The organism is Pseudomonas sp. GD03944 (assembly GCF_029839275.1).
Classification (GTDB): domain Bacteria; phylum Pseudomonadota; class Gammaproteobacteria; order Pseudomonadales; family Pseudomonadaceae; genus Aquipseudomonas.
This window is the reverse complement of the sequence record NZ_JAOCAH010000004.1, coordinates 39,131-54,648: the sequence shown is the minus strand read 5'-3', so window position 1 is coordinate 54,648 and position 15,518 is coordinate 39,131. Positions and strand designations below refer to the sequence as shown.

Here is a 15,518-nt window from a genome sequence, read left to right as displayed (position 1 = left end):
CACGCATGAGAGCCGACCTGGACATCATCCAAGACTGGATTCCCGCAGGCAGCCGCGTGCTCGACCTGGGCTGCGGCGATGGCGAGCTGCTCGCCTGGCTGCGCGACAACAAGCAGGTCAGCGGCTACGGCCTGGAAATCGACCCGGACAAGATCGCCCTGTGCATCGACCGCGGGGTCAACGTCATCGAACAGAACCTCGACGAGGGCCTGCACAACTTCGCCAGCGACAGCTTCGACGTGGTGGTCATGACCCAGTCGCTGCAAGCCCTGCACTTCCCGGACAAAGTGCTGGCGGAAATGCTGCGGGTCGGCAAGACCTGCATCATCACCTTCCCCAACTTCGCCCACTGGCGCTGCCGCTGGTACCTCACCAGCAAGGGCCGCATGCCGGTGTCCGACTTCCTGCCGTACACCTGGTACAACACGCCGAACATCCACTTCTGCACCTTCGAAGACTTCGAGAACCTGTGCCACGCCCAGGGCGCCAGAATCAAGGATCGCCTGGCCGTGGACCGTGCCCACCGCCACGGCTGGGCCAGCCGTATCTGGCCTAATCTGTTGGGAGAGATCGGCATCTACCGCGTCAGCGGCCGCACCGCCCAGGACGTCGGGATCGCCAACTGAGCCGCCGCCCGGCTCATCTTCAGGAGAATCATCATGCGCCACCTTGCCCTGCTGTTCCTGTCCCTGTGCCTGAGCTTGCCGGCGCTCGCCGAGCGCAAGCAGAGCTTCGGCGACCTGGACGTGCACTACATCGCCTTCAACTCCAGCTTCCTGCAGCCGGACATCGCCGCCGCCAGTGGCCTGGTGCGCAGCAAGACCCAGGGCGTGATGAACATTTCCGTGCTCAAGGCCGGCAAGCCCATCACCGCCGGTGTCAGCGGCGAAGTGAAGAACCTGCTGGGCCGCAGCTACCCGCTGAATTTCAAGCAGGTCAAGGAAGGCGCCGCCATCTATTACCTGGCCCAGTTTCCCTTCGATTCGCGGGAAGTCCTGCGCTTCTCGATCAAGGTCCAAGCCAGTGACGGGGTAACCCGCAGCCTCGACTTCAACCAGGAATTCTTCCCGGACGACCAATGACCATCACCGAACTCGTACTCGCCAGCCACAACGCCGGCAAACTCAAGGAACTCCAGGCCATGCTCGGCGGCAGCGTCCGCGTGCGCTCGGTCGGCGAGTTCAGCGACATCGAACCGGAAGAGACCGGCCTGTCGTTCGTCGAGAACGCCATCCTCAAGGCCCGCAACGCCGCCCTTGTCTCCGGGCTGCCGGCGCTGGCCGACGACTCCGGGCTGGCGGTGGACTTCCTCGGCGGCGCCCCCGGCATCTACTCGGCACGCTACGCCGACGGCCAGGGCGACGCGGCGAACAACGCCAAGCTGCTGCTGGCCCTGAAAGACGTACCCGATGCCGAACGCGGCGCTCAATTCGTCTGCGCCCTGGCGCTGGTGCGCCACGCCGACGACCCGCTGCCGATTCTCTGCGAAGGCCTGTGGCACGGGCGCATCCTGCATGAAGCCCGTGGCGAGCACGGCTTCGGCTACGACCCGCTGTTCTGGGTCGAGGAGCACCAGTGCTCCAGCGCCGAACTGCCGCCCGCCGAGAAGAACCAGGTGAGCCACCGTGCGCGCGCCATGGTCCTGCTGAAGCAGCGTCTGGGCCTGTAAGGCCGGCTGCAATCCCCCGGCGCAGCCAGTGCCCGGGGGACGCTTCGTCTGCCCACGTTGGTACTTTGCCCAAGTCGTGCCACGATAACGCCCCGAATCGCCTCTCCGCCCTGCCGAGCCCCCATGTTCCAGCTACCGCCTCTGGCGCTGTACATCCACATCCCGTGGTGCGTGCGCAAATGCCCCTATTGCGACTTCAACTCCCACGCCGCCGGCCCGGAGCTGCCTGAAGACGCCTACGTCGATGCCCTGCTCGCCGACCTCGACGCCGACCTGGAACAGGCCCATGGCCGCCCGTTGACCTCGATCTTCTTCGGCGGCGGCACCCCGAGCCTGTTTTCGGCCAAGGCCCTGGGGCGCCTGCTCGAAGGCGTGGAACGGCGCATCCCCTTCGCACCGGGCATCGAGATCACCCTGGAAGCCAACCCGGGCACCTTCGAGCAGGCCAAGTTCGCCGCCTACCGCGGGCTGGGCATCAATCGCCTGTCGATCGGCGTGCAGAGCTTCCAGCCTGCCAAGCTCAAGGCGCTGGGCCGTATCCACGACGGCGATGAAGCCATACGCGCTGCAGACATGGCCCGCGCCGCCGGCTTCGACAACTTCAACCTGGACCTGATGCACGGCCTGCCCGACCAGTCCATCGACGACGCCCTGAGCGACCTGCGCACCGCCATCGCCCAGGCGCCGACCCACCTGTCCTGGTACCAGCTGACGCTGGAGCCGAACACGGTGTTCTGGAACCAGCCGCCGGTGCTGCCGGAAGACGACATCCTGTGGGACATCCAGGAAGCCGGCCAGGCCCTGCTCGCCGAGCACGGCTACGCCCAGTACGAGGTCTCGGCCTATGCCCAGCCCGACCGCGCTGCGCGGCACAACCTCAATTACTGGACCTTCGGCGACTTCCTCGGCATCGGTGCCGGCGCCCACGCCAAGACCAGCAGCCCGGACGGGTTGATCGCACGCAGCTGGAAGACCCGCCTGCCCAAGGATTACCTGGCCCCGGACAAGCGTTTCAGCGCCGGCCAGCGCGTGCTGGTTCCGGATGAACTGCCCTTCGAGTTCCTGATGAACGTGCTGCGCCTCACCGACGGCACCTCGGCCGAGCTGTTCGCCCAGCGCACCGGGCTGCCGCTGTCGCACCTGGCCGAGGGGCGCCGCGAGGCCGAGAAGCGCGGCCTGCTGCTGGCCGACCCGCAGCGCCTGGCCGCCACGCCCAAGGGACAGCTGTTCCTCAACGACCTGCTGCAACTGTTTCTGTCCTGAACGGCTGACACCCACAGGTCGCGGCGAATACGGTAGGCTATGGTGCTTCGTAGGCGCTGACATGGAACCCAGTCGTGCTCGACCCACGCAGTATCGTCTTCATTCTTGCCGCCCTGAGCCTGCTGATGGCCGTCGTGCTCTCGGCCATGCCGAGCTCGATGAGCGACCGCCAGAGCGGTGCGCGTCACTGGAGCATCGGCATGCTCGGCATATCGATCGCCTCCGTGCTCTACGGGTTGCGTGGCTTCGCCCCGGATTTCTTCTCCATGGTGCTGGCCAACGCGGTCAGCCTGGTCGCCGTCGCCCTGCTGTACAGCGGCGGCCGCGCCTTCTTCGGCCTGCCACGACACAAGCCGGCGCTGATCGCCGCCCTGGTGGTCAGCAACCTGGCCTTGCTGTATTTCCTGTACGTGGAAGACCACTACGCCGCCCGGGTGGTGGTCTATTCGGCCGTCTCCGGGGTCCTGCTGTTCCTGGTCTGCAGGGATGTGCTGATCCATCGGCCACGGCAGGCAGATCGCGCGCGCTTTCCTTACCTGTTCACCGCGTTCAGCGTGCTGTTCGATGTCCTGGTGTCCTGCGCTCGCATCATCAACGCCCTGTTCGTCTCCAGCGGCGGCAGCGACTTCCTCGCCCCCACGCCGATCAACGCCCTGTACTTCTCCACCCACAGCCTGCTGGCGATCTGCATTTCCGTGGGTTTCATCCTGATGCTCAACGAGCGCCTGCACGCCAGGCTGCAGTACCAGCTGAGCCACGACGCCCTGACCAACGCCTACTCCCGCTCAATGATCTTCGAGCTCGCCCAGCGCGAACTGGACAGCAACCAGCACCCCATTTCCCTCCTGCTGCTGGACATCGACCACTTCAAGCAGGTCAACGACAGCCTGGGCCACCAGGGCGGTGACGCCGTGCTCAAGCATTTCGTCCACACCCTGGCCGACAACCTCCGGCACGACGAGCCCCTGGGCCGCTATGGCGGCGAAGAGTTCGTCGTCCTGTTGCGCAATACCCCGGCGCGCGATGCCAACGCGACCGCCGAGCGGTTGCGCCAGGCCATCGCCGACACGCCCTACCGCGACGGGCAGAACGAATACCCGCTCACGGCCAGCATCGGCTGTGCGACCGCCCACGAACGCCAGAGCCTGGAGCAGCTGCTCCAGCAAGCCGACACCGCGCTGTACCAGGCCAAGCGCGGCGGTCGCAACCGCGTGGAACACGCCTGAAAGACAACGAAGGAACCCCTATGGATATGTTGCTGGACCTGATCGTCACCCTGTCGCGCTGGAGCCGCAGCCACCTCGGTGACATCTCCCTGGCCATCATGGCAACGCTGCTGGTGTTGTTCGGTCCGGGAATCAACGCGTGGGTCCAGCGCACCATCGGCAACCTCAACTTCGTGCTGCGCACCCTGCTGTTCGTGGTCTTCTGTGCTGTCGGCTACGGCCTGGCCATCGTCTTCCTCACACCCTGGCTGGCCAACGGCCTGTCGTACTTCAACAACTACACCCTGGCCCCGGTGCTGTTGCTGGTGTTCTTCATCATCGGCGTGCTGGCTGACCGCAGCTGATCACTACGCCGGCCGGTCGCGTCACAAACCCGCCCGCTGGTTCGTCATGGTGGTGTCACTCCCTCAATCGGACACCCACCATGACAGCATCCCTGAACTACCAGACCAGCATTCCCGACGTCATCCAGGCCCTGGGGCAGGTACACCACGCCATGGACCGCCATGGCCTGGAGCCTCTGCTCCGGCACCTCGTGCAACTGCGCGCCTCGCAGCTCAACCAGTGCCACTACTGCATCAGCCTGCACACCCGTGAAGCCCGGGAAGACGGCGAACGCGACGAGCGCCTGGCCAGCCTGAGCGAGTGGCGACAAAGCCCCCACTTCACCGACCGCGAGCGCGCAGCCCTGGCCTGGACCGAAGCGCTGACGCAGCTCGAGCCCGGTACCGAGCTGTCCCACCTGCGCGATGAGCTGCGCACGCAGTTCGACGAGACGACCCTCTGCGTATTGACCACCACCGTCGCCATGATCAACCTGTGGAACCGCGTACAGATCGCGAGGCACTGACATGGCGGATGCGGACAAGACGCTGCAGTTCGAACAGGCGCGCCCCTTTCTGCTGGGGCTCGCCTACCGCATCCTCGGCTCGTTCAGCGAGGCGGAGGATGTGCTGCAGGACATCTTCATCACTTGGCACACGGCCGAGACCGGCGACATCGCAAGCCCCCGTGCCTGGCTGACGACGCTGTGCACGCGGCGTTGCATCGACCTGCTGCGCTCGGCGCACAAGGCGCGCGTCGAGTACGTGGGCACCTGGCTGCCCGAACCGATCCATGCCGAGGCGAACGACTCGCCGGAGCAGGCCCTGGCGCTTTCCACGTCGCTGTCCACGGCGTTCCTGCTGCTGCTCGAACGGCTCACGCCCAAGGAACGGGCCGCCTACCTGCTGCACGACATCTTCGACATGGACTACCCGGAGGTCGCCGCCACCCTGGGCCTGCAGGAGCAAGGCTGCCGCAAACTGGTGTCGCGTGCCCGCGCCAGCGTGGCGCAGGACAAGGCGCGGCACCAGGCGCCGCGCGAGCGCCAGGCACAACTGCTCGACGCCTTCCAGCAGGCCATCTCCAGCGGCAGCAGCCAGGACTTCGCCGCCTTGCTCTGCGAAGACGTCGAACTCTGTGCGGACAGCGGCGGCAAGGTGCCGAGCCTGCGCGAAACGCTGCACGGCAAGGCCGAGGTACTGGCCTTCGTCGACGGAGCGCTGCGCGGCTACTGGGCGCCCTTGCGCTGGCAGGAGATCGAGATCAATGGCGGCCGCGGCATCCTGTTGGCCGCCGAGGACGACCAGATCGTCGCCCTGGTGACGTTCGCCTACGATGAAGCCGGCCGTGCCAGCAACATCTACATCCTGCGCAACCCGGACAAGCTCGCCCACCTGGCCAGGTCGCAGGCATAAAAAAGCCGCCCCTTGGGCGGCTTCTCCATCACGCCGGCATTCAGTTGCCTTCGCGGCGTAGCGCCTGGGGCGTGAAGTCACGCGGGCCCAGCGGGGCGTTGAAGTCGTACATCGGCTCGTTGTTATCCAGGCCATCGACGAAATAGCGGCTGCCTTTGAAGTCGTAGATGGTTTCCAGGGTGCTGCCGAACATCGGCACGTCGTAGTAGCTGATCGGGTGGCTTTCCTGCAGGCCGCTCAGGTTGCCGTCCTTGTCGTAGAGGTCCACGGCCAGGATCTGCCAGCTGTCCTCGTCCATGTAGAAGCGGCGCTTGGCATACGGATGGCTGAAGCCCTTGCGCAGCTCGGCTTCGACCACCCAGACGCGGTGCAGCTCGTAGCGCAGCAGGTCAGGGTTGACCGTGTTGCGGCCGAGGATGGTGTCGTACGGGATGCCCTTCTGGTGCACCTTGTAGCTGTTGTACGGCACCAGCATTTCCTGCTTGCCCACCAGCGTCCACTCATAACGATCGGGCGCGCCGTTGTAGGCGTCGACCACGTCCGCGGTGGCCATGCCGTTGGTGTCCGGCTGCAGGGTGTCATAGGCCAGCATCGGCAGGCGACGCACCCGGCGCTCGCCCCGGTTGAAGCGCCAGGCCTTGCGGATCGCCAGGACCTGGTCGAGGGTTTCCTGCACCACCAGGGCCGAACCCGAGAGCTTGGCGGGCGCGACCACCTTGTACTTGTAATAGAACAGGGTGTTGTCCAGGTCCTTCGGGCTGACGCCTTCACGGCCATAGAGGAAGTAGATGTCACGGTCCAGCTTGAGCAGGTTGTAGGCGCCGTTCGACAGCACCGCCGCCTGGTTGGTGACGAAGTGAATCTGGTCGCCGCGGTAGCGCAGGATGTGGTTCCAGATGGCTTCCTGGCCATTCTGCGGCAGCGGGAACGGAATACCGGCAGCCGCCCCGGCCACACCGTTGCCGCCGGAAATCAGCTCGGCATTCAGGGCATTGAAGCGCGTGGCGTCATAGATGCGCTGCGGCGCCGCGGCACTGCGGCGGGTCGGGTAGACCTCCAGGAAGTAGTCCGGGTTCTTTTCCAGCAGGGCTTTCAGGCCCAGCGGCAGCTGTTTGTCATGCTGCGCCAGGTTCTGGCTGGTGATCCGGTAGAGCGGCGCATCGGCCGCATACGGATCCGGGTGGTGCATGCCCGGTGTGTAATTGGCCGGGGGCTGCGACAGACCACCGGTCCAGGCCGGAATGGTGCCGGCGGCATTGCCGGCCAGCTCGCCACCCAGGGGCGTGAGGTCACCACCCAGGCGCGATGCCTGGGTGCTGTCGATCTTGGCCTGGGCCTGCAGGGTTACAGTCGCCAGTAGCAGAATGGGTACAAATTTCAACACAGCGCTCTCCTCGCGACGCATGAACATGCGTCACCGTTTTATAGGCAGCGGCCTCCAGGGCCGTGCTTTATTGATGCCGTCTTGCGGTGAGGAGCCATCCTGGCGCGCCGGGTATCCCGATCTTGTGTAACCGTCCATGTGGCTGCACGCAGCCGGAGGCGCCGCGAACGGCGTCCCCTGAGTCATCAAGGGTGAATCAGCTTTCGCGCTGGAACTTCAGGTCCCACACGCCGTGGCCCAGTCGTTCGCCGCGGCGTTCGAACTTGGTGGTCGGGCGCTCGCTGGGGCGCTCCACGCAACCGCCATCGGCCGCCAGGTTCCGGTAGCCGGGGGCCACGTTCATCACTTCCAGCATGTAGTCGGCGTAGGGCTCCCAGTCCGTGGCCATGTGCAGCACGCCGCCGACCTTGAGCTTCTGCCGCACCAGCTCGGCAAAAGCCGGCTGGACGATGCGACGCTTGTGGTGACGCGACTTGTGCCACGGGTCCGGGAAGAACAGCAACAGGCGGTCGAGGCTGTTGTCGGCCACGCACTGGCGCAGCACTTCCAGGGCATCGCAGCTGTAGACCCGCACATTGCCCAGGCCCTGGGTCATCAGGCCGTTGAGCAGCGCGCCCACGCCTGGCCGGTGTACTTCGACACCGATGAAATCCTGCTCCGGCGCCGCCGCGGCCATTTCCAGCAGGGAATGGCCCATGCCGAAGCCGATCTCGAAGGTACGCGGCGCCTGACGGCCGAACACCGCGTCGAAATCCGGCGCGCCATCGGCCAGCTCCAGGCCGAATTTCGGCCACCCCTGATCGAGGCCACGTTGCTGGCCTTCGGTCATGCGTCCGGCACGCATCACGAAGCTCTTGATGGTGCGGTGCTGGCGACCGTCTTCGGTGGTCGTCGGGGTGTCGTGCGAATCAGTCATGCTGTGCTCGTTGTCAGTGCCGGACCGGCGGCTGAGCCACCGGTGCCAGGCAGTTCTTCAATGTTCGGAAAAACGGGCCCGCCAGCGATGGGCAGGCAGTGTCGCCCTAGATCAGGCCATCCATGGGCGACGAGGCGCTGGCATAGAGTTTCTTCGGCATGCGGCCGGCCAGGTAGGCCAGGCGACCGGCCTCGATGGCGTACTTCATCGCCTGAGCCATCAGCACTGGCTGCTGGGCATGGGCGATGGCGCTGTTCATCAGCACGGCCTCGCAACCCAGCTCCATGGCGATGGTGGCGTCCGAGGCGGTGCCCACGCCGGCATCGACCAGCACCGGTACGGTGGCTTCTTCCAGGATGATCCGCAGGTTGTACGGGTTGCAGATGCCCAGCCCGGTACCGATCAGGCCGGCCAGCGGCATCACCGCGATGCAGCCCATCTCGGCCAGCTGGCGCGCGATGATCGGGTCGTCGCTGGTGTACACCATGACGTCGAACCCGTCCTTGATCAGCACTTCCGCCGCTTTCAGGGTTTCGATGACGTTGGGGAACAGGGTCTTCTGGTCCGCCAGCACTTCCAGCTTGACCAGGTTGTGGCCGTCCAGCAGCTCACGGGCCAGGCGGCAGGTGCGCACGGCTTCGACCGCGTCGTAGCAACCGGCGGTGTTCGGCAGGATGGTGTAGCGATCAGGGGAGATCACGTCCAGCAGGTTCGGCTCGCCCGGGTTCTGGCCGATGTTGGTACGGCGCACCGCCACGGTGACGATCTCGGCACCCGAGGCCTCGATGGCATCGCGGGTTTCGTCGAGATCCTTGTACTTGCCGGTGCCGACCAGCAGGCGGGACTGGTAGGTACGGCCGGCCAGGGTGAAGGGCTTGTCGCTGCGAACTTGGCTCATCGTGAATTCCTCGAGACTGGGACAGGGTGGCGACACGGCGGTGTCAGCCACCCCCAATGGCGTGCACCACTTCGACCTGATCACCGTCCTTGAGGACAGTGCTGACGTGCTGGCTGCGCGGCACGATATCCAGGTTGAGTTCCACCGCGACACGACGTCCTGCCAGGTCCAGGCGACCGATGAGGTCGGCGACGGACTGGCCATCGGGCAGTTCGAAAGGTTCACCGTTCAACTGAATACGCATGACGGAGCGGTCACAACTGGAGAGGGGGCCGGCATTCTAGCCCCGATAAGGGTCGATGACCAAGGTCAAAGGGCGCCATTCGTCCTGCTTTCTGACGCCAGGGTCAGCTTATCCGCCAGGCCGCCAGCCCCAGGCACAGCCAACCGGCGAGGAACGACAGGCCACCAAGCGGCGTGATCATGCCCAGTGCAGTGACGCCACTGAGGGTCAGCAGGTACAGGCTGCCGGAGAACAGCACGATGCCCAGGGCAAAGAAGCCACCCGCCAGGTTCACCACCCGGCTCGGCAGCTTGAGCGCCAGCAGCGCCACGCCGAACAGGGCCAGGGCATGGATCAGTTGGTAATGGGTACCGGTCTGGAACACCGCGAGGTACTCGGGCGTCAGGCTCTTTTTCAGTCCATGGGCGGCGAATGCCCCCAGGCCAACGCCGGTAAAACCGGCCAATGCGGACAACAACAACCACAGGCGTGCCATGCATCACTCCAGACAAGCGGAAATCGACCGTTATAATGGCGCGCAAACTCAACCCGGCCAAGCTCGCATGTTCCGAACCCTCCGCCGCCGTCTGCTGAAACTGATGCTCTGGCTCATCCTGGGTTCGGCCGGCCTGGTGCTGCTGTTCCGCTGGGTGCCGCCGCCCGGCACGGCCCTGATGGTCGAACGCAAGGTGGAATCCTGGATCGATGGCCAACCCATCGACCTGCAGCGCACCTGGCGCCCGTGGCGGGAGCTGCCGGACGACCTCAAGCTGGCAGTCATCGCCGCCGAAGACCAGAAATTCGCCGCCCACTGGGGCTTCGACATCGGTGCGATCCAGGCGGCGATCTCCCACAACCGGCAGGGCGGCTCCGTGCGCGGCGCCAGCACCCTCAGCCAGCAAGTGGCGAAGAACCTGTTCCTGTGGTCGGGCCGCAGCTGGCTGCGCAAGGGCATCGAAGTCTGGTTCACTGGCCTGATCGAACTGCTCTGGCCGAAACAGCGGATTCTCGAGGTGTACCTCAATAGCGCCGAATGGGACGTCGGGGTGTTCGGTGCCGAAGCCGCCGCCCAGCACCATTTCGGCAGGGGCGCGCCGTACTTGTCCCGCCAGCAGGCCAGCCTGCTGGCCGCCGTACTACCCAATCCTCGGGAGTGGAGCGCCAGCCGCCCCGGCAGCCATGTCAGCCGCCGCGCCGGCTGGATTCGCCAGCAGATGTGGCAGCTGGGCGGCAGCCACTACCTCAACCAGTTGCAGTCACCGCGCCCGTCGTGGTGGCCGGACTGGCTGAACATCTGAGCAACCCCAGGGCAATCAGTACCTGCCCGGTGAAATAGACGCTGACGATCACCGGCACGGCGAACGGAAACGGCTGGATGAATTTGTTCACACCGATCAGCGAATCCGCCACCAGGAACAGCACCGCCCCGGCGTAGAGCGTTCCTGGCTGCGCCTCCACCCGTGCGGCGGCCATGGCCATCGCCAGCAACACGATGAAATAGGCCAACACCGGCAGGCGCAGGTCGCCGGTACCCGGCAGCATCCAGACGATCATCACACCGGTGTACAGCAGCACCGGCAGGCACCAGGCCCAACGAACCGGCCGGCCCCGCCCCAGCAAGAGAAACGCCACCAGAAAGGCGACCTGAGTCACCAGGAACGCCAGCAGCGCCTGCATGAACAGGCCGTCGCGGTTGCCGTAATCGAGAAAGAAATCCCCCGCCGCTGCACCCGCGAAGCCCAGCGCCAGCCAACCACCGGCAGTACCACCCGGGCGGCTCCAGACCAGCCAGGCAAACAGCAGCATCGGCAGCGGCTTGAGCAGCCAGCTCAGCGGATAGGGCTTGAACAGCAGCAGTGCGATATAGAGGTAGCCGAGGGCTACCGCGATTGCGAAGACCTGATACTGCGTTCTGGACATCGCCACCATCCTTGCCCTGAGGGGATGAGTGCAGGCTAGTCGACTTTTCCACAGGCCAAAAAAAACCGCACCCTGGGGTGCGGTTCTTTCATCGTGTCGCTTACGCCGCGATGGAGCCCTTGAGCTTGTTCATCGCGTTCTTTTCCAACTGGCGGATACGCTCGGCCGACACGTTGTACTTGGCAGCCAGGTCGTGCAGCGTGGCCTTCTCTTCGGCCAGCCAGCGTTGGTAGAGAATGTCGCGGCTGCGCTCGTCAAGACCTTCCAGCGCCTCGTGCAGGTTGCTGGTGGCATTGTCGCTCCAGTCTGCATCTTCCAGCTGGCGCGCCGGGTCGTAGCGGTGGTCTTCCAGGTACTGGGCCGGCGACTGGAACGCGCTTTCGTCGTCGGCATCGTTGGCCGGATCGAACGCCATGTCGTGCCCGGTCAGACGGCTCTCCATCTCGCGGACTTCACGCGGCTCCACGCCCAGGCTTTCCGCCACGGCGTGCACTTCCTCGTTGTTCAGCCAGGACAGACGCTTCTTCTGGCTGCGCAGGTTGAAGAACAGCTTGCGCTGCGCCTTGGTGGTCGCAACCTTGACGATGCGCCAGTTGCGCAGGATGAATTCGTGGATTTCGGCGCGGATCCAGTGGACCGCGAACGACACCAGGCGCACACCCATCTCGGGGTTGAAGCGCTTGACCGCCTTCATCAGGCCGACGTTGCCTTCCTGGATCAGGTCGGCCTGGGCCAGGCCATAACCGGAATAACTGCGTGCGATATGCACGACGAAACGCAGGTGCGCGAGCACCATCTGCCGAGCGGCTTCGAGGTCCTGCTTGTAAAAGAGGCTTTCGGCCAGCTCGCGCTCCTGCTCCGGGGTCAACAGCGGAATGCTGTTCACCGCGTGCACATAAGCCTCCAGGTTGGCGCCTGGGACTAGGGCATGAACAGGTTGCAAAGAAGTGGACATTTGAATCCTCCGACTTACGAAACGCATGCAGTGTAGCACTGCGCAATACGACTAGAAACGGCCCTACAAGTTCCGTTACAGATAGTCAATATCAATGAAATCAATAACTTACTACCGAGGCGCAAGCTCGCTCAGGTGACGTGCGACCGCTAGCCACGCCCCAATGTAGCCTAATAACACCGCGCCGAGCAGCAGGGATAGACCATCGGACGCAGGCACACCGCCCAAGGCGAAATCGCTGCCATACAGACCGGACAGCCGCACCACGGCGCTGTTCAACCAATCGAGCCCGTACGCCAGCAGGCCCCAGGCCAGCAGCCCGGCACCAAAACCGTAGAGCGCACCCATATAAAGGAAGGGTCGCCGTACGTAGCTGTCTGTGCCCCCCACCAGCTTGATCACCTCGATCTCGGTGCGGCGGTTCTCGATGTGCAGGCGGATGGTATTGCCGATCACCAGCAGCAGCGCCAACACCAACAGCAGGGTCAGGCCGAAGACAAAACGCTCACCCAGCTTGAGGATCGCGGTCAGCCGCTCCACCCACAGCATGTCGAGCTGGGCCTGCTGCACTTGGGGCAACTCGCTCAGTTGCTGACGCAACGCTTCCAGGGTGGCCTTGTCGATTTCCTTGGGCGTGACCAGCACCACGCCGGGCAGCGGGTTCTCAGGAAGCTCCTTGAGCGCCTCGCCCAGACCAGTTTGCTGCTGGAACTCGGTCAAGGCCTGTTCACGGCTGATCCACTCGGCTTCCGCCACGTCGCTCATGCTGGCGATCTCTTCGCGCATGGCCTGGCCCTGGGCGTCGCTGGCATCGATATGCAGAAACACGGAAATCTGTGCCGCGCGCTGCCAGGAGCCGCCGAGGCGCTCGACGTTGTCCAGCAGCAGCGCCAGCCCCATGGGCAGGCTCAGGGCCACTGCCATCACCAGGCAGGTGAAGAAGCTGCCGATTGGCTGCTTGCCCAGGCGGCGCAGGCTGTCCACCAGGCTGGCGCGGTGGCTTTCCAGCCAGGCGTGGACCTGGGTGCGGAAGTCCGGGCCGTCGTCCGGGGTCTGCGGTTCGTTCTTTTTCGGTGCCGCACCCACGCGTTGAGCGGGCTGCGGTGGCGGCATGCGGGTCGCGCTCATCAGACGGCCTCCCCATCACCGATCAGGCGGCCGCGCTGCAGGGTCAGCATGCGGTGGCGCATGCGGGCGATCAGCGCCAGGTCGTGGCTGGCGATCAGCACGCTGGTGCCCAGCCGGTTGATGTCTTCGAAGACGCCCATGATCTCGGCCGCCAGGCGCGGGTCGAGGTTACCGGTGGGCTCATCCGCGAGCAGCAGCGCCGGGCGGTGGACGATGGCCCGGGCGATACCGACCCGCTGTTGCTGGCCGGTGGACAGGTCGCCGGGGAACTGCTCGGCCTTCTCCGCCAGCGCCACACGCTCCAGCGCCGCACCGACCCGGGAACCGATCTCGCTCTTGGACAGACCCAGGATCTGCAACGGCAGCGCCACGTTGTCGAACACGCTGCGGTCGAACAGCAACTGGTGGTTCTGGAACACCACGCCGATCTGCCGGCGCAGGAAGGGAATCTGGGCGTTGGTGATCTGGCCGAGGTCCTGGCCGGCCAGTAGCAGCTTGCCGCTGGTGGGACGCTCCATGGCCAGCAACAGGCGCAGCAGGGTGCTCTTGCCCGCCCCGGAGTGCCCGGTGACGAACAGAAACTCGCCGCGTCGTACGCGAAAACTCAGCTCATGCAGTCCGACGTGACCATTGGGGTAACGTTTACCGACCTGCTCGAATCGAATCATCCCTGCTCCCGTTCAGCGAACAACGCCTGGACAAAGGCTTCGGCCTCGAACGTGCGCAGGTCGTCGATGCCCTCACCTACCCCGATGTAACGAATCGGCAAGCCGAACTGCTTGGCCAGGGCGAAGATCACCCCGCCCTTGGCGGTGCCGTCCAGCTTGGTCAGCGCCAGGCCGGTGAGGTTCACCGTCTGGTTGAACTGCTTGGCCTGGTTGATTGCATTCTGGCCGGTGCCGGCGTCCAGCACCAACAGCACTTCATGGGGCGCGGTGTCGTCCAGCTTGCCGATCACCCGGCGCACCTTCTTCAATTCTTCCATCAGGTTGTCTTTGGTGTGCAGGCGACCCGCCGTGTCGGCGATCAGCACATCCATGCCCCGGGCCTTGGCGGCCTGCACCGCATCGAAGATCACCGACGCCGAATCCGCACCGGTGTGCTGGGCGATGACCGCGATCTGGTTGCGCTCGCCCCACACCTGCAGCTGCTCCACCGCCGCGGCGCGGAAGGTGTCGCCCGCGGCCAGCATGACTTTCTTGCCTTCGCCCTGCAGTTTCTTCGCCAGCTTGCCGATGGTGGTGGTCTTGCCGGCGCCGTTCACGCCGACCACCAGGATCACGTACGGCTGCTTGGCGGTGTCGATGCGCAGCGGCTGCTCGACCGGCTTGAGCAGCGCCGCCAGCTCGTCCTGCAGCGCCTTGTACAGCGCGCCGCTGTCGGTGAGCTGCTTGCGCGCCACGCGCTGGGTCAGGCTCTGGATGATCGCCGAGGTGGCCTCGACGCCCACGTCGGCGGTCAACAGACGGGTTTCGATTTCATCAAGCAGGTCATCGTCGATGGCCTTCTTGCCCAGGAACAGGCTGGCCATGCCCTCGCCCAGGCTCGAACTGGTTTTCGACAGGCCCTGCTTCAGGCGGGCGAACCAGCCGCCCTGGTTGTCGCTCGGTTTGTTCTGTACAGCGGGCGCTGCGGCCGGCTCAGGTGCTGCCGGCTGAGGCACGGGCAGCTCGGGCGCGGCCGGCTGAGATACCGCGGGCTCGGGCGGGCTCGGCTCAGAGATGACCGAAATCAGCACAGACGGCTCGCGAATGACTGGCTCGGCGGCGATCGGTTCGACCACCACCGCGTCGGCTACGGCAGGCACCACCTCGACAACCACCGGCGGGCTCACCGGAGTCTCTACCGCTGCAAGCACCTCGGGGGCAACCGGCTCCCGGGCCGGTTCTGTCGGCGCCACGCGGTCCACGGGAGCGGCTGGCTCGACCGTTTCCACCGGCGCCTGCGGCTCTGGCTGAGGCGCAGGCGCGGCCTCCTGCGGCTTCTTGCGCAGCCAGCCGAACAGGCTCTTCTTTTCACCGGTTTCAGCGCTTGCGGCCGGTGCTGGGGTCTTCTTGTCGTCGTTGGAACCAAACATGGAGGACGGCTATCTCAAAGGAGCGACGCACCCGGGGGTCGGATCTGGAAGAAAGCGTGCAGAAATATCCAGATCACATACCAGACGTGGCCGCCAGTAAAACGGATGCGTATCCTAGCA

General features: G+C 65.2%; 19 protein-coding genes. 9 read left to right on the top strand and 10 right to left on the bottom strand.

All coding sequences use genetic code 11. The features are described from left to right. The first annotated feature begins 5 nt into the window (after positions 1–5). The 8 genes from metW (at position 6) to sigJ (ending at position 5,897) form a co-directional block, all read left to right on the top strand. A complete protein-coding gene (metW, locus tag N5C28_RS08515; RefSeq protein ID WP_279821621.1) occupies positions 6–626 on the top strand; it encodes a methionine biosynthesis protein MetW in 621 nt (206 codons plus the stop codon). Between the two features lie 33 nt (positions 627–659). Next, positions 660–1,082 carry a DUF4426 domain-containing protein gene (locus N5C28_RS08510; protein WP_279821619.1) on the top strand — a complete coding sequence of 141 codons (423 nt, stop codon included), beginning with the start codon at positions 660–662 and terminating at the stop codon, positions 1,080–1,082. Then, entirely contained in the window at positions 1,079–1,669 is a 591-nt protein-coding gene (gene rdgB, locus N5C28_RS08505; RefSeq protein ID WP_279821618.1) for an RdgB/HAM1 family non-canonical purine NTP pyrophosphatase, read from the top strand. Before N5C28_RS08510 ends, rdgB begins: the two co-directional genes overlap by 4 nt. A gap of 123 nt (positions 1,670–1,792) precedes the next feature. Further along, the gene (gene hemW / locus N5C28_RS08500) at positions 1,793–2,932 is read left to right on the top strand and encodes a radical SAM family heme chaperone HemW (protein ID WP_279821617.1); all 1,140 of its coding nucleotides are present in this window, start codon (positions 1,793–1,795) and stop codon (positions 2,930–2,932) included. A gap of 74 nt (positions 2,933–3,006) precedes the next feature. Further along, on the top strand, positions 3,007–4,158 hold the full coding sequence (locus N5C28_RS08495) for a GGDEF domain-containing protein (protein ID WP_279821616.1): 1,152 nt from the start codon (positions 3,007–3,009) through the stop codon (positions 4,156–4,158). Between the two features lie 20 nt (positions 4,159–4,178). Further along, a complete protein-coding gene (locus N5C28_RS08490; RefSeq protein WP_279821615.1) occupies positions 4,179–4,502 on the top strand; it encodes a DUF3392 domain-containing protein in 324 nt (107 codons plus the stop codon). An 80-nt stretch (positions 4,503–4,582) separates the two neighbouring features. Beyond that, entirely contained in the window at positions 4,583–5,008 is a 426-nt protein-coding gene (locus N5C28_RS08485) for a carboxymuconolactone decarboxylase family protein (protein WP_279821614.1), read from the top strand. Between the two features lies 1 nt (position 5,009). Then, complete coding sequence (gene sigJ, locus N5C28_RS08480) at positions 5,010–5,897, top strand: RNA polymerase sigma factor SigJ (protein WP_279821613.1); 888 nt, start codon at positions 5,010–5,012, stop codon at positions 5,895–5,897. Positions 5,898–5,937: 40 nt separating this feature from the next. Here the strand turns inward: sigJ and N5C28_RS08475 are convergent, their stop codons facing one another. From N5C28_RS08475 to N5C28_RS08455, 5 genes are all read right to left on the bottom strand, one after another. Next, positions 5,938–7,281, bottom strand: a complete 1,344-nt coding sequence (locus N5C28_RS08475; RefSeq protein WP_279821612.1) for a DUF1329 domain-containing protein — start codon at positions 7,279–7,281, stop codon at positions 5,938–5,940. A 196-nt stretch (positions 7,282–7,477) separates the two neighbouring features. Further along, on the bottom strand, positions 7,478–8,197 hold the full coding sequence (gene trmB / locus N5C28_RS08470; RefSeq protein ID WP_279821611.1) for a tRNA (guanosine(46)-N7)-methyltransferase TrmB: 720 nt from the start codon (positions 8,195–8,197) through the stop codon (positions 7,478–7,480). A gap of 106 nt (positions 8,198–8,303) precedes the next feature. Continuing rightward, on the bottom strand, positions 8,304–9,095 hold the full coding sequence (locus N5C28_RS08465; RefSeq protein WP_279821610.1) for a thiazole synthase: 792 nt from the start codon (positions 9,093–9,095) through the stop codon (positions 8,304–8,306). Between the two features lie 43 nt (positions 9,096–9,138). Next, positions 9,139–9,339 (bottom strand): sulfur carrier protein ThiS, encoded by a 201-nt coding sequence (gene thiS / locus N5C28_RS08460; protein WP_279821608.1) that lies wholly within the window; start codon positions 9,337–9,339, stop codon positions 9,139–9,141. A 103-nt stretch (positions 9,340–9,442) separates the two neighbouring features. Next, complete coding sequence (locus tag N5C28_RS08455) at positions 9,443–9,814, bottom strand: DUF423 domain-containing protein (RefSeq protein ID WP_279821607.1); 372 nt, start codon at positions 9,812–9,814, stop codon at positions 9,443–9,445. Between the two features lie 67 nt (positions 9,815–9,881). Here N5C28_RS08455 and mtgA point away from each other — a divergent pair, with 67 nt between their 5' ends. Further along, a complete protein-coding gene (gene mtgA / locus N5C28_RS08450; protein WP_279821606.1) occupies positions 9,882–10,616 on the top strand; it encodes a monofunctional biosynthetic peptidoglycan transglycosylase in 735 nt (244 codons plus the stop codon). Here the strand turns inward: mtgA and N5C28_RS08445 are convergent. The 5 genes from N5C28_RS08445 to ftsY form a co-directional block, all read right to left on the bottom strand. Further along, positions 10,561–11,238 (bottom strand): lysoplasmalogenase, encoded by a 678-nt coding sequence (locus N5C28_RS08445; protein ID WP_279821605.1) that lies wholly within the window; start codon positions 11,236–11,238, stop codon positions 10,561–10,563. The genes mtgA and N5C28_RS08445 overlap by 56 nt on opposite strands. Positions 11,239–11,338: 100 nt before the next feature. Further along, entirely contained in the window at positions 11,339–12,193 is an 855-nt protein-coding gene (gene rpoH / locus N5C28_RS08440; RefSeq protein ID WP_279821603.1) for an RNA polymerase sigma factor RpoH, read from the bottom strand. Between the two features lie 111 nt (positions 12,194–12,304). Then, positions 12,305–13,321 (bottom strand): permease-like cell division protein FtsX, encoded by a 1,017-nt coding sequence (gene ftsX, locus N5C28_RS08435; RefSeq protein WP_279821602.1) that lies wholly within the window; start codon positions 13,319–13,321, stop codon positions 12,305–12,307. Next, the gene (gene ftsE / locus N5C28_RS08430) at positions 13,321–13,989 is read right to left on the bottom strand and encodes a cell division ATP-binding protein FtsE (RefSeq protein WP_279821600.1); all 669 of its coding nucleotides are present in this window, start codon (positions 13,987–13,989) and stop codon (positions 13,321–13,323) included. Before ftsE ends, ftsX begins: the two co-directional genes overlap by 1 nt. Further along, a complete protein-coding gene (ftsY, locus tag N5C28_RS08425) occupies positions 13,986–15,398 on the bottom strand; it encodes a signal recognition particle-docking protein FtsY (protein ID WP_279821599.1) in 1,413 nt (470 codons plus the stop codon). Before ftsY ends, ftsE begins: the two co-directional genes overlap by 4 nt. Between the last annotated feature and the right edge of the window lie 120 nt (positions 15,399–15,518).